The following is a 22054-nucleotide window of genomic DNA, read 5'->3' as shown; positions in this document are numbered from 1 at the left end:
AAAGAGACTTCGATCCACATGGCTGACGCCAATGTTAGTGCTGCCCTGCGTGCGCCCGCCCATCCCATGGCGAAGGCCGGATATGGCAAGCGTCACGCTCCCGACGAAGCCCCGCGCGGCGCCGATGACTTCAGCCATCTGGACGCCCGGGAAGCCGCCGTCGCCGCGTACATCGACCGCCTCCCCGAAGGCGCCGCCATCGGCTACAAGGTGCTGGCCGAGGAACTGCCGCAGTACGGCCAACAGGCCTGCCGCAGCGCGCTGGACCGGCTGACCCGGGCCGGACACCTGCGGCGGATCAAGGTGCATGTCACCGTGGCCGACGGCGGGAGGCGCTGGGTGACGCGCACGTACTTCTCCCGCACCGCCCGCGATGCCGACTGGTGGGCGCGGTACGTGCGGTTCGTCCGGGGCATCGACGCCCCCGGCCAGCCACCGGCCCCGGGTGCGGTGGAGCGGGAGCACCCCCGAGCGTCGCAGCAGCCACAGCAGCCACAGCCCTGGTCGTCGCAACAGCCGCAACAACAACAGCAGCAGCAACAGCAACTGCCGCAGCGGCAGCCGGAGTCGGCGCCCGAGCCCGAGCCCGGCGTGCCCGCCCCGCGCTCGGAGGCGTACAGCGTGCTCGCCGCGCTCGGCGGCCAGGAACCGAGGCTCCAGCTGTCCGACGGCGAGTGCGTGGCGCTGGAACACCTGGTCGACGAGTGGTTCGTGCGCGGGCTCGGCCGGGAGCAGATCACCCGGGCCCTGGTGGCGGGGCTGCCCGCCTCCGTGCATTCCGCCGGGGCCTTCCTGCGTACCCGACTGGAGAACAAGATGCCCCCTGTCCCGCAGCCCGCGAGGACCGACGTCCACCGCGAGGAGATTCTCGGCGCCCTGATGATGTGCGCCTTCTGCGACGAGGACGAGACCACGGCCACGCTGGTCGACGGCGTCTGCGGGGACTGCCGCGCCGACATCGACCGCGACGAGGCGAGCGGGGCGACCGGCGACGTACCGGACACCTTCCTGGCCCGGCCGCGTCAGCCGCTGGACGTCGCCGCCCGGGTGGCCGAACTGCGGTCGGCCGCCGGGCGCGGGACGGTCACGGTGCCGAGGCCGCGCCGATGAGCGTGCGGGAGATCCCGGCTCAAGGGCTGCGCGGACCGACCGCCGCCCCGGTGACGCAGCGTGCGGGGTGGGACACATACGTGTGTGGGCTGGGACACATACGGGAGTGCGGGGGCGATCGGCGGGCAACAGCCCGGTACGAGCAGTCCGGGACGACACGCCGGATCATGTGGCGGGCGGGACATCTCACCATCTGGTATGAGGCGGGCGATTCCGGACTGCTCGTTAAACTGAGCCGACCGCAGTAATGGACTGAGCGAGGAGCGCACGTGGGCCTTGTCGTGCAGAAGTACGGAGGCTCCTCCGTAGCCGATGCCGAGGGCATCAAGCGGGTCGCCAAGCGAATCGTCGATGCCAAGAAGAACGGCAACCAAGTGGTTGTCGTGGTGTCAGCGATGGGCGACACGACGGACGAGCTGATCGATCTCGCCGAGCAGGTATCCCCGATTCCTGCCGGGCGTGAATTCGACATGCTGCTGACCGCGGGAGAGCGGATCTCCATGGCCCTGCTGGCCATGGCGATCAAAAACCTGGGCCACGAGGCCCAGTCGTTCACCGGCAGTCAGGCCGGTGTCATCACCGACTCGGTTCACAACAAAGCGCGGATCATCGATGTCACGCCGGGGCGGATTCGTACCGCGCTCGACGAGGGCAATATCGCGATCGTCGCCGGTTTCCAGGGTGTGTCCCAGGACAAGAAGGACATCACCACGCTGGGCCGGGGCGGATCCGACACCACCGCCGTCGCACTCGCGGCCGCGCTGGACGCCGAGGTCTGCGAGATCTACACCGATGTGGACGGTGTCTTCACCGCCGACCCGAGGGTCGTGAAGAAGGCCCGGAAGATCGACTGGATCTCCTTCGAGGACATGCTGGAGCTGGCCGCGTCCGGCTCCAAGGTGCTGCTGCACCGCTGTGTGGAGTACGCACGCCGATACGACATTCCGATCCACGTCCGCTCGTCCTTCTCCGGACTGCGCGGCACCTGGGTCAGCAACGAGCCGCAAGGGGACCAGCAGGTGGAGCACGCCATCATCTCCGGAGTCGCCCATGACGTCTCCGAGGCCAAGATCACCGTTGTCGGCGTCCCCGACAAGCCGGGCGAGGCCGCCGCGATCTTCCGCGCCATCGCGAACGCGGAAGTGAACATCGACATGGTGGTGCAGAACGTCTCCGCCGCGTCGACGGGACTGACGGACATCTCCTTCACCCTTCCCAAGGCCGAGGGCCGCAAGGCCATCGACGCCCTGGAGCGGACCAAGGCGACCATCGGCTTCGATTCGCTGCGCTACGACGACCAGATCGCCAAGATCTCCCTGGTCGGCGCGGGTATGAAGACCAACCCGGGCGTCACGGCAGGCTTCTTCGAGGCGCTGTCCGACGCGGGCGTGAACATCGAGCTGATCTCGACCTCCGAGATCCGTATCTCGGTGGTCACCCGCGCCGACGACGTCAACGAGGCCGTGCGCGCCGTGCACACCGCCTTCGGCCTCGACAGCGACTCCGACGAGGCCGTCGTGTACGGGGGCACCGGACGATGACCGCCCGCCGCCCTTCGCTCGCGGTCGTCGGCGCGACCGGGGTGATCGGTGGCGTCATGCTCCAGATCCTTTCGCAGCACGCGGATGTCTGGGGCGAGGTGAAGCTGATCGCCTCACCGCGTTCGGCCGGCCGCAAGCTGGTCGTACGCGGTGAGGAGACCGAGGTCCTCGCGCTCGGCGAGGACGTGTTCGACGGTGTCGACGTGGCCCTGTTCCTGGTGCCGGACGAGGTGTCCGCCCAGTGGGGCCCGCTCGCCGCGTCCAAGGGTGCCGTGGTCATCGACGACTCGGCGGCCTTCCGGCTGGACGACGACGTGCCGCTGGTCGTCCCCGAGGTCAACCCGCACGCCGTACGGCTCCGCTCGCGCGGAATCGTCGCCTCCCCGAACTGCACCACGCTGTCGCTGATCGTCGCGGTCGGCGCGCTGCACGCCGAGTTCGGGCTGCGGGAGCTGATCGTCTCCTCGTACCAGGCGGTGAGCGGCGCGGGCCGCGACGGTGTCGCCGCCCTGCGCGAACAGCTGTCGCTGGTGGCCGGTACGGAGCTGGGCACGCACCCCGGCGACGTACGGCGGGCGCTCGGCGACGACGGCGGGAGCCCGTTCGCCGCACCCGTGGCCCTGAACGTCGTGCCCTGGGCCGGGACCGATGCCGGGGACGGCTGGTCGTCCGAGGAACTGGCGATCCGCGAGGAGTGCCGCAAGATCCTGGACCTGCCGGAACTGAAGGTCGCGGCGACCTGTGTGTACGTCCCCGTCATCGCGACGCACTCGATGTCCGTCCACGCGCGCTTCGAGAGCGAGGTCGCCGTCGACCGGGCGCACGAGATCCTGGCGACCGCCCCCGGCGTGGTGCTGTTCGACAGCCCGGCCTCCGGCGATTTCCCCACGCCTTCCGACGTGGTGGGAACCGATCCGACCTGGGTCGGGCGGGTGCGGCGCTCCATGGACGATTCACGCTCACTCGAAATGTTCATTTGTGGCGACAATCGGCGCAAAGGTGCTGCTTTGAACGTCGCTCAGATCGCAGAATCCGTGGCCGCCGAATTCCCCCGGGGCTGATCGAACCTGTTTTGTAGGATCTGTGAACACCCGTTGCAGAATTCGCTGGTCTGAACCCCTTGAGCTGGGGCGTTGTCATATCCGACGATGATCTCCCGGCCACCTGCAACCGCATGTCGGTCGGGCAGCGTCTATGCCGTCACTTCTTGCGCGGCGGGGCGCAATTTTGGGGCATTTGGGGAAGAGCAGGTACGCATGAGGGCATATCGCACAGCGCTGAACGCGGTGCCGTACGCGTACAACCCTGATGGGGGGCAGCGTGTCCAACTGGCGTGGCAGAGGTTCTCGATATCACAGTGGTGGGCCCGTTGCGGGGTGCTTCGGTACGTCCGCTCCGGCGGCCCCGCGCGCCCGGCGGCATGCCGGTGATCGCGCCCATGCCCGCTGCGCGCCCGGCGCGACTGCCGTCACAGCGCGAGGGCGCTGAGGAGACGGTGGCAGCGGGAACCACGGTCGACCATCTCACCGAGACCTATCGCGCCCACTACCGTTCGCTGCTCGGCCTCGCCGCCCTGCTGCTGGACGACACCGCGTCCTGTGAGGACGTGGTGCAGGAGGCGTTCATCCGCGTGCACTCCGCGCGCAACCGGGTACGGGAGCCGGAGAAGACGCTCGCGTACCTCCGGCAGACCGTCGTCAACCTCTCCCGCTCCGCGCTGCGCCGCCGCATCCTCGGGCTGAAGCTGCTTTCCAAGCCGATGCCGGACATGGCGAGCGCCGAGGAGGGCGCGTACGACCAGCTGGAGCGGGACGCGCTGATCAAGGCCATGAAGGGGTTGCAGCGGCGCCAGCGCGAGGTGCTGGTGCTGCGCTACTTCGCGGACATGACAGAGGCGCAGGTCGCGGAGACGCTGGGGGTGTCGCTGGGCTCGGTCAAGGCGTACGGCTCGCGCGGTATCGCGGCCCTGCGCGTCGTGATGGAGGCGCAGGCATGAGCGGGCCCGAGGGCAGGCAAGAGAATGACCGGACTGGAAACGGAATTGTGAACCACGGGCCGGAGAACACCCCGGGCAGCGCGCAGGACGACAGCCGGGGCGGTGCCCGCGACAACACGCCGGAGGCCTCCCGGGACAACGCCCCGGAGAGCGCTCCGGAGAGCGTCCGGGAAGAGCTGCCGGGGAACAGCGCCTCGCCGGACGTGGACGGTGAGTCCGCGGACGCCGGCCTCTCGCGTGGATCGGCGGACATCGACCTCCCGCGTGAATCCGCGGACGCCGGCCCTTCGGGCACGCTGACCGACCTCTTCGCGGGCCGGGCGACCGGCGGCGGTGGCGGTCACGGCGGCGCGGGCGGCGGTGAACTGGACGAGGTGGCGCTGCGCCGCATGCTGCACGGAGCGGTGCACGACCTGGAACCCACCGAGGGCACCCTCGACCATCTGCGCCGCGCGGTTCCCGCCCGGCGCACCAAGCGGCGGCAGGCCGTCGTCGGGGCAGCCGCGGCGGCCCTGCTCATCGGCACCGCCATCCCCGCCTTCGTCCACGTCGCGAATTCGGACGGCTCCTCCGCCGCCCGGCCCGCGATCGCCGGACACGGCGAGCAGGCCCACGGCGGCAACGGCACCGAGACCGGTACCGAATCGGGCAACGACCTGCCCTCCGGGTCCTCCGAGCGGGAGAACGAGGGCGGCAAGGGCCTGCCCGACGCCTCCGGCTCGCCCTCGGCGAGCGGTGGCGAGAACGCCGAGGGCTCCGAGACCGGCGGCACCGCCGACTCACCCCGCTCCGAGGTCGCCGCCATGCCCGCCTGCGACCCCGGTCAGCTCGGCGTCGCCTCGGCCGGCACGGGCGCGGCGGGTGCCGACGGCACGGTGTACGGCAGCTTCAAGATCGCCAACGTGTCCGGCAAGGACTGCTCGGTGAGCAGCGACGGCACGGTGGGGTTCACCGCCCTGGGCGCGGCCGACCAGCACAAGATCGATGTCGTCCAGCACACGGCGGGGGACGCGGCGAGCGCGCTCCCCGACCCCTCGCAGGAGCCGGGGACGGTGCTGCTGAAGCCGTCCATGGCGTACGAGGTGAAGTTCGCCTGGGTGCCGACGGACACCTGTCCGACCACCGGTGCCAGCCCCAGCCCGACCCCGCCGGACGGTGCCGGGGGCTCGACCGGTGAAGTCCCCGCGGCCGAGGGTCCGGACGCGCAGTTCGCGAGCGGCGAGGGGGGCAGCACGGCGGACGGCAGCGTGGCCGTGACGCACACCCCGGAATCGGGCGCACCGACCGCCGAGACGAAGATCCAGAACGCCTGCGCGGGCACCATCTACCGGACGGGCGTGCTCACCGCGTCGTAGGTGCGGGGTGGGCCGCAGGCGCGGGGCGATGGCGGGGGCTGTGCCACCGGCCGTTCAGGGGGCCGCTCAGGGCGGTGGTGGGGCGAGACCCGCGCGGCAGGCCAGCTGAAGGGCGATGCGCTGTTCCGGGTCGTTGAGATCGGCGCCGGTCAGCTCGGTGAACCTGCGGATCCGGGCGCCCACCGCGTTGCGGTGCAGATGGAGGACCTCGGCGGCGCGGGCCGGTGAGTTGTTGTGGTCCAGGTAGGTCTGGAGGGTGCGCAGGAGGGGTTCGGCGCGCTCGGGGCCCAGGGCCATGACGGGGGCCAGCAGCTCACCGACCGCCTCGCGTGCGGCCTCGGAGGCGTACCACTCCAGCAGCATCCGGTCCACGCCCGCGGCGTCGTGCGCGGCCACCGGTTCGCCCCCGGCCCGCGGCAGTGCGGCGCGCGCCTCACGGGCGGACGACCTGATCCCCAGGGGACCGCGGTGCGGGACGCCCACGCCGCAGCGCAGATCGGCGTCGGGGTGCAGACGGCGCAGACGCTCCACGGCCCGCCGGGTCGCGCCGAGCACCTGACGATGACCGTCCGGCCCGGGGTCGGCGGGCAGGGTGCAGAGCAGGGTGAGGGCGTCGTCGACGACCGTGGCGTTCCACTGGACGCCGGGTGAGGGCCCGGACACGGGCGTGGCCGCGGATACCGGCGGGGGCATGGAGGCGTGCGCGGGCGTGGAGGTGTGCGCGGGCGCGGTGGCGGATGCCGTCGGGGGCGTGGAGGCGTGCGCGGGCGCGGCCGGGGGCGCCGCGTAGGGGAGGACGGTGCGCAGCAGGTTCAGAGCTTCCGGCGCGACGTTCTCCAGGACCCGGTAGCGCTCCGTGCCGTCGAGCGCCACGGGCACCAGGCGCAGCGCGATGTGCCAGGAATCCACCGGGAGGCCGAGCGCCCGTCCACGGGCCGCCAGCGGTACCGCCCGGTCGCGGGGAGCGGTCAGCAGCTCGGCGAGGAGCTGCCCGCGCGAGCGTACGGGGACGTCGCCCGTGGCCCCGCCGGTGGCGGCGAGCGCCGCCAGCGCCAGCACGGCGCGGACGGCCGTGCCCGCGTGCCCCGGCCGGGCGGCCGAGGCGAGCCGTACCTCGCCGTCCGCCCCGGCCGCCGCCGCGCCCTCCTCGTCCGGCCCCGGAGCCCGGCGCTCCACCGGCCGGCCCAGCACCCGCCCGGCCGTCGCGGTCACCCGGTCCGGGTCGCCCGCCATCGGGGGGAGCCGGCGCGCGGCGGCCTCGATCCGGGCCAGCGCGTCGGACGGGTCGCCCGCGGCGGCACGGTGCACGGCGATGACGAGGGCGGCGAGATCGCCCTCGGCGTGCAGCACGGCCACCCGGCCCCGCTCGGCAAGGACCCGCACGGTGGTGGAGAGCGGGGCCTCGTCCGGCCCGGTCAGGACGAGCGCCGCCGCTCCGGCCGCCGCCGCGTCCCGTACCGCCACGTCCAGGAGCAGGCCCGGTACGGGGGCGAGGAGGATGGCGACCGTACCCGGCGGGACCTCCACGATCCGGTCCCGGGCCGGTACGAGGCGGACCCCGGTCACCGCGACGGCGTCCAGCGGTCCGGCCAGGGGGCGGACCGATTCGAGGCCGGGCGCGGCGAGCAGGTCGGCGAGGTTCGGCACCCCTGAAGTGTGCTGGAGGCACAGCGGGCACGGCAACCGTGGGCGCGTGGCCCATGGGATGCGCCCGGAGCCTTCGTACGCTGAGGGGTATGCACATCGACGCCGGAGCGCTCGCCGACTTCGCGCGGGGCTGTGCCGTCCTCGGCTCGGGAGGCGGCGGCCCCGTCACCCCGGCCCGTGTTGTCGCCGCGCAGGCGATCGAGGAGTGCGGGCCCGTGCCGGTGATCGCCCCGGACCGGCTCCCCGGGGACGCCCTGATCATGCCGGTCAGCGAGATCGGCTCACCCGTCGTCGCCGGGGAACGGATCGGCAGCCGCGCCGAACCCGCGCGGCTGCGCGCCAGGGTCGAGGAGCAGCACGGACGGCCCGTCGAGGCCGTCATGAGCGGCGAGATCGGCGGCCTGAACGGCTGCCTCGCGCTGGCCTGGGCGGCCCGGCTGGGGCTCCCGCTGCTGGACGCCGACTCCATGGGCCGGGCGTTCCCCCGGATGGACCAGAACGTTCTCGAACTCGCCGGGATGAGCCCCGGGCCCGCCGTGCTCGCGGACGAATGGGGCCGCACCGTGATCCTCGACCACATCGACGGTGCCCATCTCGAACTCCTGGGCCGTGCCACGGTGGACGCGTTCGGAGGCCGGGTGGTCTCCAGCGACTACCCGCTCACGGCGGCACAGGCCGCGGCACACGCGGTCGCCGGCTCGGTCACCCGGGCCCTGCGCCTCGGACGCCGGACGGCACGGACGCCGGGCCACGGAGACACCGGCACCGGCATCGGCACCAGTACCGGCATGGAGGTCGGCGCCGGCGGCCCCGGCGGCCCCGGCGGTGACTTCGGCCCCGGCCGCGACTTCGGCCCCGGCGGTGACTTCGGCCCCGGCCGCGACTTCGGCCCCGGTGGTGACTTCGGCCCCGGTGGTGACTTCGGCCCCGGGTTCACCGGCAAGGTGTCCTCCGTCCGGCGTTCCACACAGAGCGACGGCGGCGAGGCGACGGGCGTGCTGCTCGAAGGCATGGGGCCCGACGCGGGCCGGCTCGTCCTGGTCGAGGGACGCAGCGAGTTCGTCGCGGCGGTGGAGGACGGCAGGCCGCTCGCGCTGGTGCCCGATGTGATCTGCCTGCTCGATCTGCGGACCGGTGAGACGGTCCAGGTCGAGTCGGTGCGCTACGGGCTCCGCGTCCAACTCCTCACCCTGCGCTCCGATCCCGCCTGGTACACCCCGCAGGGCCTCGCCCTGGCCGGTCCCGCCGTCTTCGGCCTGGCGGGCCTGGACCGTGACGGGGCCCGGACCGGTACCGCCCCGGGGGGTCTCACATGATCGTCGGCGTGGATGTCGGCCCCACCAGCACCGATGCCGTCCTGCTCGGCGAACGCGGGAGGACGGGGGGCATCGGCTCGGGCGGTGTCGGCTCCGGCGGTGTCGGCACGGGAAACGGCAGCAACGGCACGGGCGGTGTCCCCGGCTCGGGCGCGGGCCACGACAGCACGGGCGCCGGCCGTGACCTCGTCGCCGTGGCCGTGGCCAAGGTGCCGTCCGTGCCCGACGACGCCGTGGCCTCGATCATCGCCGCGGTCGGCGCGCTGCCCGCCGGGCCGCGCGGACGGGCGGTTCAGCTCGCCGTCGGGCTCAGGGCTGCCGCGCGTGCCGTGAACGAACGGCGAGGGCTGGCCAAGGTGGGCGTGCTGCGCATCGGGGGAGCCGCGGCGGACGCGGTGCGTCCGCTCTTCGGCTGGCCGTCGGACCTGCGGGACGCCGTCTGCGCCGGGTACTCCAACGTCGACGGCGGCAGCGTCCTCGGCCCGCACGGCGGCATGCCGCTCGACCGGGAGGCGGTGGCCCGGTTCGGTGCCCGGCTCGCCGGTCGGGCCGAGGCGTTCGCGGTGTGCGGGATCTTCTCACCGGCCGACGCCGGCCAGGAGCGGGAGGCCGCCGAGATCCTTCAGGCCGAGGCGGGTCCCTCCGTACCGGTCCTGCTCTCCGGCGAGGTCGGCACCCTCGGCCTCCTCGAAAGGGAGAACGCCACCGTCCTGTACGCCGCGCTGCGCGACCTCGTGGTCCGTATCGCCGACGAACTCACCGCCGCGCTGCCCCTGCTGGGACTGGCCCCCGGCGCCTCGGTCCTGGTGACCCGGCACGACGGCACGCTGATGAGCCTGGACTATCTGCGCCGCTATCCGGGGCTGAGCCTGGGCAGCGGTCCCGCCTGCACCCTTCGCGGGGCCGGACTGCTCGCGGGGGTGAGCGAGGCGGTGGTCGCCGACATCGGCGGCAGGCGGGCGCGCGTCGGTGTGCTGACCGGCGGCTATCCGCGCGAGGCGGGTGCCGGGGAGCGCATCGGAGGCGTGCCGGTCAGCATCCGGATTCCCGATCTGCTGACCGTCGCCCTGCCACCGGTGGGCGCGCCGCGACAGGGCCTGCCCCCGGAGCCGGGGGCGGGGCCGGATCCCGGGCCGCTCCCGCCGGCCCGTAGCGCCGCACACCGTGAACTCGCCGAGGCGGTGGACCGGATGCAGCCTGCGGCGGGGCGCCTCCCCGTGCTTCTGGTGGGCGGCGGCGCGGGTACGGTACCGGCCACCGCGTTGGCCGGGTTCGACGTCGTACGCCCCGAACACGGTGGTGTGGCAGGCGCGTTCGGGGCAGCCGCCAGCCCGGTCGGCGGGCACCACGAACGCGTCGTGCCACCCGGCCCCGGCTTGCCCACCCGCCTCGCGGCGGCCCGCGACGAGGTACGGGAACTGGCGCGCGCCTCCGCCGTACGGGCCGGGGCGGATCCCCGCCGGGTCCGTACCGCGCTGGAACCGGACATCTCGGTCCCGTACCTCCCGGGCGCCACCCTGCTCCGGGCGAGGGCGGCGGGACCACCGCTACCGCTGTAACCGGGACCCGGACCACACCGCCCCCGCTCACCGCACCCCCGCCCTCGACCTCCACACCCTCCCCTCCCGTTCGGGCAGCCCGCCGCCGCGCTGCCCCTCCCCGCCGTGCCCGCTCACTCCTCAAGGACGTCCCCATGACCCACTCGCAAGCCGCCACCCCGCCCGGCACCCCGGGCGCGCCCGGCTCACCAGGCGCCCCGGGCAGCCGTGAAGCGGCCGGCATTCCCGGCGGAACCGACGAGGACTACCCACTGGAGCGGGTCCCCAAGGCGGCCCGCTACTCGTGGTTCAACGTGGCCGTACAGCGGTTCGGCCAGCTCTCCGACCTCACCCAGTTCCTGCTCGGTGCCACGCTCGGCGCCGGCCTCTCGTTCTGGGGCGCCTTCTGGGCGTTCACCCTGGGCTCGGTGATCCTGGAGATCGTCTGCATCTTCGTGGGCATCGCCGGAATGCGGGAGGGGCTGTCGACGTCGATGCTGGTCCGCTGGACCGGATTCGGCCGTTACGGCTCCACGCTCATCGGCCTGGTCATCGCGGTCAGCCTGTTCGGCTGGTTCGGCGTGCAGACCGCTGTCTTCGCCGCCGGGCTGCACTCCCTGGTGCCCTCGGTCGCCCTCTGGGCCTGGTGCCTGATCTGCGGCCTCGCCGTCACCGCCCTGGTCCTGCGCGGTTTCCGGGCCATGGGCTGGACGGCCTTCGTGACCGTTCCCGCCTTCCTCGGCCTGGCCGGCTGGGCGATGAGCGTCGAGATATCCCGGCATTCCTTCGGGGACCTGATCTCCGCACAGCCGTTCGGCGCAAGCATCTCCATCGCCACAGGCGCCACGATCGTGGCGGGTTCGTACATCGTCGGCGCCGTCACCACCCCCGACATGACCCGCTTCAACCGCAACACCGGTGACGTCGTCAAGCAGACCGTCATCGGCATCTCGCTCGGTGAGTACGTCCTCGGTCTCGCGGGTGTGCTGCTCGCCTACGCGGTGAAGTCCTCCGACCTGATCGCGATCATCACCGCGTCCTCCGGAGTGGTGGGCGTGATCGTCCTGGTCTCCGCCACCGTGAAGATCAACAACTGGAACCTGTACTCGTCCACGCTGGGCCTGGTCAGCGCGGTGGAGTCGCTCTTCAAGATCCGCCTCGGCCGGGTGGGCACGACGGTCGTCATCGGGGTGCTCGGCTCGCTCGCCGCCGCCGCCGGAATCCTGGAGAGGTTCACGGACTTCCTCACGATCCTCGGCGTCCTCACCCCGCCGGTCGCGGGGATCATGGTCGCCGAGTACTTCATCGTGAAGCGCTGGCGCCCGCAGCTCGATGCCTCGCGGGCCCTCGGCCGGCTCCCGGAGACCGAGCCGAGCTGGGTGCCGGCCACCATCGCCCTGTGGGCGGTCGCCTCCCTCGTCGGCTGGCTCGGCGACCACTACCAGATCGGCGGCATCCCGGCCCTGAACTCCCTGCTGCTGGCGGGCGTCGGCTATGTCGTTCTCGGCAGGCTCGGGCTGGTGCGCGCCGCACGCGAACTGCCCTTCACCCAGCCCGACCGGCCCGCCGCGGCAGTGGAGATCGAAGCCGAGGCAAGGGCAGAGGCCGAGGCAAGGGCAGGGGCAGGGGCCGGGGCCGAGGCGGCCGTGGGCGAGGCGGTGAAGCCGACCCCCTGACCCTCGTACGGCACCTGAGCCCCGTGCATCCCCTGAGCCTCCACGACCGGGCGGGGCCGCACGACCGGAAACCACCCACTCGGCCCAGGAACCCCCGGACAACAGGGAACCACCCACACAGACCTGAATCACCCGTACGGACAGACACCCCCCCACCCTCCCCCCAACCCCCCTACCTCACCCCGTGCGAGCCCCCCCGTACGGGCCACCCCCGTACGAGCCACCCGCGTACGAACTCAAGAGACGGACACTCCCCATGCGTATCGGTATCGACGTCGGAGGCACCAACACCGACGCCGCCCTCCTCAGGGACGACGGCCGGGTCATCGCCGCCGCCAAGTCCCCCACGACGTCCGACATCACCTCCGGTGTGACCGCGGCGATCCGTGCCCTGAATCCGCCCATCGAGGCCATCACCGCGGTGATGATCGGCACGACGCACTTCCTGAACGCGCTCATCGAGGGTGCCCGGCTGGCACCCGTCGCCGCGGTCCGGCTCGGACTGCCCGCGACCGCCGCGCTGCCGCCGATGGTCGACTGGCCCGAGCGGCAGCGGCAGGCCGTGGGCGGCCACGGCTATCTGTGCCACGGCGGGCGCGAGTTCGACGGCCGGCCGCTCTCTCCGCTCGACCCCGAGGAACTGCGGCGGACCGCCGCCGACATAGCCGCTCGCGGCATCACCTCCGTGGCGATCTCGTCCGTCTTCTCGCCCGTCGCCGAGGAGGACGAGCGGCGCGCCGCACAGATACTCGCCGGTGAACTCGGCGACGGCGTGCACTTCTCGCTCAGCCACGAACTGGGCCGCATCGGGCTGCTGGCCCGCGAGAACGCGACGATCATCAACGCCGGGCTGCGCGACCTGGCCACCGTCATCGTGGAGTCGTTCGGCAAGGCGCTCGCCGAGGTGTCCATCACCGCGCCGTTCTTCCTCTCGCAGAACGACGGCACCCTGATGGACGTCGACTTCGCCCGTACGTACCCGGTGGCCACCTTCGCCTCGGGGCCCACCAACTCGATGCGGGGCGCCGCCCATCTCTCCGGGCTCGGGGACTGCGCGGTCGTCGATGTCGGCGGCACGACGTCCGACGTCGGCATCCTCGTCGGCGGATTTCCCCGGGAGGCGGCGGGCGAGAGCGAGGCGGCCGGAATCCGCACCAACTTCCGTATCCCCGACGTGCTCTCCCTCGGCATCGGCGGCGGCTCCCACGTATCGGAGGACGGCGCGACGGGGCCCCGCTCGGTCGGCTACCGGCTCACCGAGGAGGCCCTGGTCTTCGGCGGTACGAGGCTGACGGCCACGGACCTCGCGGTCGCCGCGGGCCGCGCCGAGGTGGGCGACGCCGCCCTGGTCGCGCACCTGGACCGGGACTTCGCCGAACGCGCCCTGGACCGGATCGCCCAGCGCCTCGCGGAGACCGTCGACCGGATGCGCACCTCCGCCGCCCCGCTGCCCGTGGTCGCGGTCGGCGGTGGCTCGATCCTGGTGCCCGGGGCCCTGCCCGGCTTCGACGATGTGCGCAGGCCCGGTCACTTCGACGTGGCCAACGCGGTCGGCGCCGCCATCGCCCAGGTGGGCGGCGAGGTCGACCGGGTCTTCCGGGTCCCCGAGGGCCGCCGGGACCAGGTGCTCGCCCAGGCCCGTGAAGAGGCCGAGGGCCGGGCCCTGGACGCCGGGGCCCGGCAGGGCACCGTGCGCATCGTCGACCTGGAGGAGGTGCCGCTCGCCTATCTGCCCGGCGGCGCCACCCGGATCAGGGTCAAGGCGGTCGGCGATCTGGACCTGACGCGTATCACCGAGGCAGCACACACCGCCGTGAACGGCACGGCCCGCACCACCGGAGCAGCGGCACATGCGTGAGATCACCCTGGACAACCTGGAAGACATCGCCCGGGGCGCCGGAATCCTCGGCACGGGCGGGGGCGGCGACCCCTACATCGGCATGCTGCTCGCCCGCGAGGCCATCCGCAGGCACGGACCCGTCCGCGTCGTCGACTTCGACGAGGTGGCGCCCGACGCCACCGTCGTACCGATCTCGGGCATGGGGGCGCCGACCGTCCTTCTGGAGCGGGTGCCCAACGGCGGCGAGGAGCTGGCCGCCCTGCGCGCCCTGGAGAAGTACATCGGGCGCCCCGCCACGCACATCGCCCCGATCGAGATCGGCGGTGTCAACTCCATGCTGCCGATCGCCTGCGCCGCCGAGGCGGGGCTGCCGATCGTGGACGGGGACGCGATGGGACGGGCGTTCCCGGAGGCCCAGATGGTGCTGCCCGGACTGATCGGGGTCCGCAACACCCCGATGGCGATCTCCGACGACAAGGGCAACAGCATCATCGTCGAGGCCGTCGACAACCATGCGGCCGAACGCATCGCCCGCGCGGTCTGCGTCGAACTCGGCTGCCAGATCTCCAGCGCGGACACGGTCCTGCGGGGCGACCAGCTGGCGGCGGGCCTGGTCCCGGCGACCCTGACGCTGGCCGAGGACCTGGGGGCCGCCGTACGGGAGGCCCGCGCCGCGCACACCGACCCGGTGGCCGCGGCCCGGAACCTGCTGTCCGGCACCCACCTGCTGACCGGCAAGGTGATCGACGTCAGCCGGCGCACCGAGGGCGGGTTCGCCCGCGGCCGGGCCCGCATCGAGGGTGTCGGCACGGACGCGGGCCGGACGCTGGAGCTGGACTTCCAGAACGAGCACCTGCTCGCCACCAGGGACGGCGAGACGGTGGCCACGACCCCGGACCTGATCTGTGTGCTGGACACCGACTCCGGCGATCCGGTCACCACGGAGGGCCTGCGTTACGGGCTGCGCATCAGCGTGCTGGCGGCGCCGTGCGACCCGCGCTGGACCAGCCCCGAGGGCCTGGAACTCGCTGGGCCGCGCTACTTCGGGTACGAGACGGACTACGTGCCCTTCCGCACGGCCTGAGCACAACGGTCCGGAACGCTGTGACCGTGACTTCCCGGGAGCAGGGCCCGGGGCACGGCCGCAGCGTCCGGGTCGCAGCGTTCCGGTCGCAGTGTTACCGGTCACAGTGTTCCGACCGCAGCGGCACGGGCGGTGGGTCCGGGCCCAGGCCCTGGTCCCGGGTTCAGACGGAGGCCTTGTCCTCGTCGCGCGAGAGTGCGGGGGACTCGGCCGCCGGGGTCTCGGGGACGAGGCCGAGCTCCAGGTCGCGGGCGGCCTCGGCCTCACGCCGGACGAGCCGGAACCACATGAAGAGCACGAAGCCCGCGAAGACGAACCACTCACCGGTGTAGCCGAGGTTCTGGAAGGCCTTCAGGTCGAGCCCGGTGCCCTGCGGCGCGGCGGCCGGGACCGGCTTCATCGCGCCGCCCGTACCGGTCTTTGCCTCGGGGAGCGTCACCCAGGCGTCGTACACGTCGTACGGGACGAGGTTCACCAGCGACGCGGCGCTGATGATGCCCAGCTGCCCGTCGGGGAGCCCGCCCTCGGAGTTGACGCCGTCGCTGTTCATGTTCTCGGAGGCCTGGAGGTCACCGGTCACGGTGACCTCGCCCTTGGGCGCGGCCGGGACGGCGGTGCGTCCCGCGGTGCCGGGCAGCCAGCCGCGTACGACGGGCAGGGCCTTGCCGCTGTCGGTCCGCAGCATGTTCAGGACGTAGAAGCCGTTGCGGTCGTCCAACTCGCGGCCGGGGACCAGGAACTGGTCGGCGTACGTACCGGACGCGACGGCCGGACGGCCGGACGTCACCTTGTCGACGGGCAGCAGCGAGTCGAGCGGCTTGGCCGCCCGTGTGCTGGGGTCGGGCTGCTTCTCGGCCTGCTCGTGCGTCTGCACGCGGTCCTCGAAGCGGCCGAGCTGCCAGGTGCCCATGAACACACAGAACGGGATGGCCAGCACGACGAACAGGTTGATCCCCCACCATCGCGGGGTCAGCAGGAACCGGTACACCCCTCCACGGTACGGTCCCCGCCCCGGCCGCCCGGAGCGGGGTACACCATTTATCCGGCCCTTACGCGTCCCAGAGGGCGGCGACGGGCGGTCGCCACGTTGACGTCACACGCCGACCGGACCGCCCGGAGTCCGCCGCGAGCCCGGCCCCGGGCCGCCGCAGCCCCCGTTGTCCGCCTCGGTCCGGCCAGTCCTTGCCCGCAGCCGCAGCCGCAGCCGCAGCCGCAGCCGCAGCCGGCCTCGGCCCCGGCCCTCAGACCGTTGTCGCCGGGGGGTCAGCCAGGTGCTTCAGCGCGAAGTCGAGCTCCAGCCGGACCTGCTTGATCCGCTCCTCCACGACGAGCGAGCCGTGCCCGGCGTCGTACCGGTACACCTCGTGCACCGCGCCACGCGCCTTGAGGCGGTCCACGTAGTTCTCCACCTGACGGATGGGGCAGCGCGGATCGTTGACGCCCGCCGAGATGTAGACGGGGGCGCGTACCGAGTCGACGTACGTCAGGGGAGACGAGGCCTCGAAGCGCTCCGGGACCTCTTCGGGCGTGCCGCCCAGCAGCGTGCGGTCCATCGCCTTCAGGGCCTCCATCTCGTCGTGGTAGGCCGTGACGTAGTCGGCGACGGGCACGGCGGCCAGTCCGAGGGCCCACGACTCGGGCTGTGTGCCGAGGCCGAGCAGCGTCAGATAGCCGCCCCACGAGCCACCGGCCAGGATCAGCCGCTGCGGGTCCGCGAGCCCGGACTTCACCGACCAGTCCCGTACGGCCGCGATGTCCTCCAGCTCGATCAGACCGACCCGGTGCTTGAGCGCGTCCGTCCAGGCGCGGCCGTAGCCGGTCGAGCCGCGGTAGTTGACCCGTACGACCGCGAAGCCGTGGTCCACCCAGGCTGCCGGGCCGGAGGCGAAGGCATCGCTGTCGTGCCAGGTCGGGCCGCCGTGGATCTCGAAGACGGTGGGGAACGGGCCGTCACCGGTCGCGGGCCGCTGCACGAGGGCGTGGATACGGCCGCCGGGGCCGTCCACCCACGCGTCCTCCACCGGCACCGAGGCGGGTGCCTTGGCACCGGGCGGGTCGAGGACCACGGAACCGGAGGTGGAACGGACGGCCGGCGGCTGCGCGGCCGACGACCAGAGATACTCCACGGTGCCGTCCGGGCGGGCCGTCGCGCCCGAGACCGTGCCCGCGGGGGTATGGACCCTGACCGGCCCGTCGGCGCCCGGCTCGTACCGCCACAGCTCGCTGCGCGCCTCGAAGCTGTGCTCGATCAGCAACGCGGAGCCGTCCGGATACCACTCGGCGCCCACGTCGCCCGGCAACTCGATGGGGAGGGCGGTCTCGGTGCCCGCGACCGGGTCCCAGATCATCGGCTCCCAGCGGCCCCTGCGCTGATGGCCGACGAGCAGCCGGGAGTCACCGGCCACCGGTGCGAAGCCCAGCACCGCGAGGCCCAGCTCCTTGGTGCCGCCCTCGGTGTCGTCCAGCTCGGCGACCACGGAACCGTCCGGGCGCACGACGCGCAGCGCGGAGTGCATCGCGTCACCGTGCTCCGTGTGCTCCAGGGCGATCAGCGCGCCGTCGTGGGAGAGGTCCCCGACCCCGGCGGACTCCCGGTGCCGGTAGATCTCGGTGGGCTCCTCCCGCGGGCGCACGACATGGACGGTCGTGCCGTCCTCGTCGGTGGAGCGGCCGATCACGGCGGTCCCGTCCCGCCCGATGGCGAGACCGGCCGGATAGGAGGGCTCCAGACCGGGAGCCGCCGGTTCGTCCTCGCCGCCGGTGAAGGGCTGCCGCATCCACACACCGAACTCGTCGCCGTCGGTGTCGTTGAACCACCAGATGGCCTCGCCGTCGGGGGTCAGCACCCCGTCGGTCGTCCCGTTCGGCCGGTCGGTCGCCCGCCGCTGCTCCCCACTCGTCCGGTCCCAGGCGTACAGCTCGTACGTGCCGGTGGCGTTGGAGACGAACAGTGAGCGCTCAGGGGCGTCCTCGGCCCAGTCGGGAAGGGATACCCGGGGCGCGCGGAACCGCTGCTCCCACTCCGGTGCGGACGAGGCGTTCTGTGTATCGCTCATGCCACCATCCAACCCGATCGGACGCACGAGCGGGCGGCCTGTGGATAACCACTCGCACCACCCCCGGCCTGTGGGTAACTTTCCGCTCATGTACTCACCGACCCCGGACGACTGGCACGACGCCAACCGCGCGCGCTGGGACGAGCGCGTGGCGATCCACGAGGCGAGCGACTACTACGACCTGGACGCGTTCCGGGCGGGCAAGGACGCCCTTCGCGAGTTCGAGCTCGCCGAGGTCGGCGATGTCACCGGCAAGTCCCTGCTGCACCTCCAGTGCCACATCGGGCTCGACACCCTGTCCTGGGCCCGGCACGGCGCCGCCCACGTCGTCGGTCTCGACTTCTCCGAGCCCGCCGTGGAGGCCGCCCGTTCGCTCGCCGGGTCGCTGGGCCTCACCCCGGACCGGGCGGCGTTCGTCGCCGCTGATGTGTACGACGCGAAGGAAGCCGTCCCCGACTCCTCGTACGACATCGTCTACACCGGCGTGGGCGCGCTGAACTGGCTGCCCGACATCGGGCGCTGGGCGGAGACCGCGGCCTCGCTCGTCGCCCCCGGCGGCTTCCTCTACCTCGCCGAATTCCATCCGCTGACCGACACGCTGGACGACTCGACGGGGTCGACGATCACGTACGACTACTTCAGCCGTGAGGCGTGGGTGGACGAGACGCCCGGAACGTACGCGGACTTCGATGCCCCGACCGTCCACAACCGCAGCGTCGAGTGGCAGCATCCCGTGGGCGAAGTGGTCTCGGCGCTGGCGGCGGCCGGGCTCCGGATCGAGTTCCTGCACGAGCACGACGTCTCGCTGTTCGCCCGCTTCGGCTCGCTGGAGCGCCACCCGGACGGTCACTACCGCTTCCCCGCGGACCGGCCGCGGATTCCGCTGATGTATTCGATCAAGGCATCGCGCCAGGTCAGCGGCTGAACGATGACAGATCGCGGCCGATTGTCAGTGGTGGGGGCCACACTCGGTCCATGACGGACACGACTGACATGACAGGCAGGGCGGGCGGGGCGGAGGGGGCGGGCCGCGGTGTTACCGGCGCCGAACTGCGTGCGGTGGTGCGGACGTACTGGACCGCGGCGGACGCCCGTGACGGGGACGCGCTGGCGGCGACCCTTGCCGACGAGGTGGTGTACGACCTGCCGCAGAGCCGTGAGCGCATCCGGGGCAAGGAGCGGTACGTCCGGTTCCACCAGGAGTATCCGGGGGACCGGCACATCCGGATCGAGCGGATCGTGGCCGACGGCGAGGGCCGGCAGGCCGCCGCGCGGACCCACGTCACCGCGGACGGCGAGGAACTGCACGCGATTCACTTCTTCACGTTCGACGCGCAGGGGCGGATCACGGAGGTGACGGACTTCTGGCCCGAGTCGTACGAGCCCCCGGCGGGCCGGGAGCATCTGGTCGAGCGCTACTGAGCACCGCACATAGCGCAGAGCACGGCACAGCGCGCACAGACCGCAGCGCACGGATCACGGCTGGCAGGAGCACGGCGCACGGATCACGGCGCACGGAGCACGGCGCACGGATCACGGCGCACGGATCACGGCGCGCAGAGCACAGCACGCGGAACACAGCGCACGGAGCGCTGGTCAACAGGCACCTGAGTCATGGGCACTGAGCACCGGCCTCCGAGCGGGACGGGACACGGACCCGGGACAGGCCAGGGGCACGGGACGGACCAGGGGCCCGGGACACGGGGCCTACTCGGCGGGGACCGGTCCGGTGCGGTCCCAGCCGGGGGCGCGGACGTCCACGGTGAGTGCGGTCGTCGCGACCTCCTCGCCGCACGTACGGCAGATCCAGATGGCATCGAGATCGTGCGGGTGGCTGTGCGGGCTCTCCGCCCCCCGCTCGCCCGTGGGCTCATGCACCATCACGACCGGCGGCTCCTCGTTCACCCACCGGTCGCCCCACTCCAGCAGCGCCCGGATCACCGGTGCGAGGTCCCGGCCCGACGCGGTCAGGTGGTACTCGTAGCGCGGCGGGCGCTCGTTGTACGGCCGGCGCTCGACCACTCCGGCCTGCTCCAGTGCGCGAAGGCGGGCGGCGATCCGGTCCCGGGGCGCACCGGTGTTCCGGGCGATCGCCTCGAACCGGTGGTTGCCGAAGAAGATCTCGCGCACCGCGAGCAGCGCCCATTTCTCGCCCACCACATGGAGTGCGGCGGCAGCGGAACAGGGCCGTCCGGGGAGCCTGACGGCGAGGGGTTCGGGGTTCGTCGAAGCGTTCATCCCTACTAGGTTGCCATCTCAAACTCACTGGCGCTAGCTTGCCGTCATGACAGTTGGAAAATCAAACCCACTCGTGCCGGCTGCCCCCGCCCCACCGGCCGCCCCCGCCTCCGCAGCACAGGCCGCCCCCGCCCCACCGGCCATCCCCTCCCCGGCTCAGGTCTCCACCGGGGCCCAGCCTCCGGCGCGGTCGCGCGCCGCCGTGTGGATCATCGCGGCGGGTGTCTTCGTCGTGAACCTCGATCTGTTCATCGTCAACGTCGCCGTGCCCGCGCTCGGCGACTCCTTCGGCGGCAGCTCCCTCGCCTCGCTGTCCTGGGTGCTCAACGCGTACGCGATCGTCTTCGCCGCGCTGCTGGTCGTCGCGGGACGGCTCGCCGACCGCTACGGCCACCGGCGGGGCTTCCTGCTGGGGCTGGCGGTCTTCACCGTCGCCTCCGCGCTCTGCGCCCTCGCCCCCGACGTCGGCTGGCTGGTCGCGGCCCGGGTCCTCCAGGCGGCGGGTGCCGCCGCCCTGATGCCGACCTCGCTCGCGCTGCTCCTGGTCAACACGCCGCCGCAACGCCGCCCGCGGGCCATTCGGAGCTGGGCCGCGATCGGTGGGGTGGCGGCCGGACTCGGCCCGGTCGTCGGGGGCGTGCTGGTGGAGGCCGACTGGCGCTGGGTGTTCCTGGTCAACGTCCCGGTAGGGGTGGTCGGTGTGGTGGCCGGTGCCCGCCTGCTGCCCGACGCGCGCCCGGACCGCGAGGGCCGCCTGCCGGACCTGGCGGGTGCCGCGCTGCTCACGCTCGCGATCGGGTCCCTGGCGCTCGGGCTGGTCAAGGCGGAGGACTGGGGCTGGAGTTCGCCGGTGACCCTCGGCTCGCTCCTCGCGGCGGTCGTGCTCGCCGCGGGCTTCGTCCTGCGCTCGGCCCGGCATCCGGCACCGATCGTCGAACTGCCCCTGCTGCGTACGCCGGCCTTCGCGGCGGCCACCCTGGCCTCCCTGCTCTTCACGGTGGCGTTCGCGGCCATGCTGCTCACCTCGGTGCTCTGGTGCCAGCAGGTGTGGGGGTACTCGGCGATCCGTACCGGACTGGCCATCGCCCCGGGCCCGCTCGTCGTGCCGCTGCTGGCGGTCGCCTCCGGTCCGGTCGTCCGCCGCTTCGGCGCCGGTCGCACCGCCGCGCTCGGCTGCTTCCTGTTCGGCGTCGGCATGGCCTGGTGGGCCCTGCGGCTCGGTACGGAGCCGGGGTACGCGACCGGGTTCCTGCCCGGCATGCTCATCACCGGCATCGGGGTGGGCCTCGCGCTGACCACCTTGGTCGGCGCGGCGGCAGCAGCCCTGCCGCCCACCCGCTTCGCGACCGGATCGGCCGTCACGACCATGGCCCGCCAGACGGGTTCGGTGCTGGGGGTCGCGCTGATGGTCACGCTGATCGGGGCGCCCGCCGCACCCGACGCGGCACTGGAGGTGTTCCGGGACGGCTGGTGGGCCGCCGCGGCCATCGCCGTACTGGCTGCCGGGGCGGCCCTGGCGCTGCCCCGCCCGGCCGCGGCACCGAACGCCGCCTGAGCGGACGCGGCAGCGGAAGGCGGCCGGAACGGCAGCGGCGGTCCACCGGGCCGAACCCGGTGGACCGCCGTACCTGTGGGGGGTGGAGCTGTGCGTGCCGTG

Annotated in this window: 17 protein-coding genes; 13 read left to right on the top strand and 4 right to left on the bottom strand. The window is 72.8% G+C overall.

Going from position 1 to position 22054, the window contains the following annotated elements; genetic code table 11:
• Positions 1-66: 66 nt before the first annotated feature.
• The 5 genes from ABT170_RS09355 to ABT170_RS09335 all read left to right on the top strand — a co-directional run bounded on the left by ABT170_RS09355 (position 67) and on the right by ABT170_RS09335 (position 6002).
• On the top strand, positions 67-1110 hold the full coding sequence (locus ABT170_RS09355; RefSeq protein WP_351865461.1) for a hypothetical protein: 1044 nt from the start codon (positions 67-69) through the stop codon (positions 1108-1110).
• Between the two features lie 269 nt (positions 1111-1379).
• Positions 1380-2651 carry an aspartate kinase gene (locus tag ABT170_RS09350; RefSeq protein ID WP_266922470.1) on the top strand — a complete coding sequence of 424 codons (1272 nt, stop codon included), beginning with the start codon at positions 1380-1382 and terminating at the stop codon, positions 2649-2651.
• A complete protein-coding gene (locus tag ABT170_RS09345; RefSeq protein ID WP_329942838.1) occupies positions 2648-3712 on the top strand; it encodes an aspartate-semialdehyde dehydrogenase in 1065 nt (354 codons plus the stop codon). Before ABT170_RS09350 ends, ABT170_RS09345 begins: the two co-directional genes overlap by 4 nt.
• A gap of 359 nt (positions 3713-4071) precedes the next feature.
• A complete protein-coding gene (locus ABT170_RS09340; RefSeq protein WP_073719508.1) occupies positions 4072-4647 on the top strand; it encodes a SigE family RNA polymerase sigma factor in 576 nt (191 codons plus the stop codon).
• Positions 4644-6002 (top strand): hypothetical protein, encoded by a 1359-nt coding sequence (locus tag ABT170_RS09335; RefSeq protein WP_351865456.1) that lies wholly within the window; start codon positions 4644-4646, stop codon positions 6000-6002. The genes ABT170_RS09340 and ABT170_RS09335 overlap by 4 nt, the downstream gene beginning before the upstream one ends.
• Positions 6003-6068: 66 nt before the next feature.
• Here ABT170_RS09335 and ABT170_RS09330 read toward each other — a convergent pair whose 3' ends face one another.
• Positions 6069-7649, bottom strand: coding sequence for a helix-turn-helix domain-containing protein (locus ABT170_RS09330; RefSeq protein ID WP_351865453.1), 1581 nt, complete (start codon positions 7647-7649; stop codon positions 6069-6071).
• Between the two features lie 89 nt (positions 7650-7738).
• On the opposite strand from ABT170_RS09330, the gene ABT170_RS09325 reads away from it, so the two are divergent.
• From ABT170_RS09325 to ABT170_RS09305, 5 genes are all read left to right on the top strand, one after another.
• Entirely contained in the window at positions 7739-8965 is a 1227-nt protein-coding gene (locus tag ABT170_RS09325; RefSeq protein ID WP_351865450.1) for an S-methyl thiohydantoin desulfurase family protein, read from the top strand.
• The gene (locus ABT170_RS09320; RefSeq protein WP_351865447.1) at positions 8962-10524 is read left to right on the top strand and encodes a hydantoinase/oxoprolinase N-terminal domain-containing protein; all 1563 of its coding nucleotides are present in this window, start codon (positions 8962-8964) and stop codon (positions 10522-10524) included. Before ABT170_RS09325 ends, ABT170_RS09320 begins: the two co-directional genes overlap by 4 nt.
• Positions 10525-10658: 134 nt before the next feature.
• Positions 10659-12179, top strand: a complete 1521-nt coding sequence (locus tag ABT170_RS09315) for a cytosine permease (RefSeq protein WP_351865444.1) — start codon at positions 10659-10661, stop codon at positions 12177-12179.
• Positions 12180-12435: 256 nt separating this feature from the next.
• The gene (locus tag ABT170_RS09310) at positions 12436-14037 is read left to right on the top strand and encodes a hydantoinase/oxoprolinase N-terminal domain-containing protein (RefSeq protein WP_329942844.1); all 1602 of its coding nucleotides are present in this window, start codon (positions 12436-12438) and stop codon (positions 14035-14037) included.
• Positions 14030-15103 carry an S-methyl thiohydantoin desulfurase family protein gene (locus ABT170_RS09305; protein WP_329942845.1) on the top strand — a complete coding sequence of 358 codons (1074 nt, stop codon included), beginning with the start codon at positions 14030-14032 and terminating at the stop codon, positions 15101-15103. The genes ABT170_RS09310 and ABT170_RS09305 overlap by 8 nt, the downstream gene beginning before the upstream one ends.
• Positions 15104-15266: 163 nt before the next feature.
• Here ABT170_RS09305 and ABT170_RS09300 read toward each other — a convergent pair whose 3' ends face one another.
• Both ABT170_RS09300 and ABT170_RS09295 read right to left on the bottom strand, forming a co-directional pair.
• A complete protein-coding gene (locus ABT170_RS09300; protein WP_329942846.1) occupies positions 15267-16091 on the bottom strand; it encodes an SURF1 family protein in 825 nt (274 codons plus the stop codon).
• Between the two features lie 253 nt (positions 16092-16344).
• A complete protein-coding gene (locus tag ABT170_RS09295) occupies positions 16345-18159 on the bottom strand; it encodes a S9 family peptidase (RefSeq protein ID WP_351865440.1) in 1815 nt (604 codons plus the stop codon).
• 88 nt (positions 18160-18247) lie between these two features.
• On the opposite strand from ABT170_RS09295, the gene ABT170_RS09290 reads away from it, so the two are divergent.
• Both ABT170_RS09290 and ABT170_RS09285 read left to right on the top strand, forming a co-directional pair.
• The gene (locus ABT170_RS09290) at positions 18248-19084 is read left to right on the top strand and encodes a class I SAM-dependent methyltransferase (protein WP_351865437.1); all 837 of its coding nucleotides are present in this window, start codon (positions 18248-18250) and stop codon (positions 19082-19084) included.
• Positions 19085-19221: 137 nt separating this feature from the next.
• Complete coding sequence (locus tag ABT170_RS09285; protein ID WP_329943021.1) at positions 19222-19581, top strand: nuclear transport factor 2 family protein; 360 nt, start codon at positions 19222-19224, stop codon at positions 19579-19581.
• Positions 19582-19866: 285 nt separating this feature from the next.
• Here the strand turns inward: ABT170_RS09285 and ABT170_RS09280 are convergent, their stop codons facing one another.
• Positions 19867-20397, bottom strand: a complete 531-nt coding sequence (locus ABT170_RS09280; RefSeq protein WP_351865434.1) for a winged helix-turn-helix transcriptional regulator — start codon at positions 20395-20397, stop codon at positions 19867-19869.
• Between the two features lie 46 nt (positions 20398-20443).
• Between ABT170_RS09280 and ABT170_RS09275 the strand changes: the two genes are divergently transcribed.
• On the top strand, positions 20444-21952 hold the full coding sequence (locus ABT170_RS09275) for an MFS transporter (RefSeq protein ID WP_351865431.1): 1509 nt from the start codon (positions 20444-20446) through the stop codon (positions 21950-21952).
• Positions 21953-22054 lie beyond the last annotated feature (102 nt).

This window comes from Streptomyces sp. NPDC001787 (assembly GCF_040297465.1).
Taxonomy (GTDB): domain Bacteria; phylum Actinomycetota; class Actinomycetes; order Streptomycetales; family Streptomycetaceae; genus Streptomyces.
The sequence above is the reverse complement of the archived record's forward strand: the minus strand, read 5'-3'. Positions and strand labels throughout refer to the sequence as shown.

Bases quoted from the DNA above. Each gene is read 5' to 3' on its own strand.
- ABT170_RS09355 (WP_351865461.1), top strand. From the start codon at position 67: ATGGCGAAGGCCGGATATGGCAAGCGTCACGCTCCCGACGAAGCCCCG.
- ABT170_RS09345 (WP_329942838.1), top strand. From the start codon at position 2,648: ATGACCGCCCGCCGCCCTTCGCTCGCGGTCGTCGGCGCGACCGGGGTG.
- ABT170_RS09340 (WP_073719508.1), top strand. From the start codon at position 4,072: ATGCCGGTGATCGCGCCCATGCCCGCTGCGCGCCCGGCGCGACTGCCG.
- ABT170_RS09335 (WP_351865456.1), top strand. From the start codon at position 4,644: ATGAGCGGGCCCGAGGGCAGGCAAGAGAATGACCGGACTGGAAACGGA.
- ABT170_RS09325 (WP_351865450.1), top strand. From the start codon at position 7,739: ATGCACATCGACGCCGGAGCGCTCGCCGACTTCGCGCGGGGCTGTGCC.
- ABT170_RS09320 (WP_351865447.1), top strand. From the start codon at position 8,962: ATGATCGTCGGCGTGGATGTCGGCCCCACCAGCACCGATGCCGTCCTG.
- ABT170_RS09315 (WP_351865444.1), top strand. From the start codon at position 10,659: ATGACCCACTCGCAAGCCGCCACCCCGCCCGGCACCCCGGGCGCGCCC.
- ABT170_RS09310 (WP_329942844.1), top strand. From the start codon at position 12,436: ATGCGTATCGGTATCGACGTCGGAGGCACCAACACCGACGCCGCCCTC.
- ABT170_RS09305 (WP_329942845.1), top strand. From the start codon at position 14,030: ATGCGTGAGATCACCCTGGACAACCTGGAAGACATCGCCCGGGGCGCC.
- ABT170_RS09295 (WP_351865440.1), bottom strand. From the start codon at position 18,159: ATGAGCGATACACAGAACGCCTCGTCCGCACCGGAGTGGGAGCAGCGG.
- ABT170_RS09290 (WP_351865437.1), top strand. From the start codon at position 18,248: ATGTACTCACCGACCCCGGACGACTGGCACGACGCCAACCGCGCGCGC.
- ABT170_RS09280 (WP_351865434.1), bottom strand. From the start codon at position 20,397: ATGAACGCTTCGACGAACCCCGAACCCCTCGCCGTCAGGCTCCCCGGA.
- ABT170_RS09275 (WP_351865431.1), top strand. From the start codon at position 20,444: ATGACAGTTGGAAAATCAAACCCACTCGTGCCGGCTGCCCCCGCCCCA.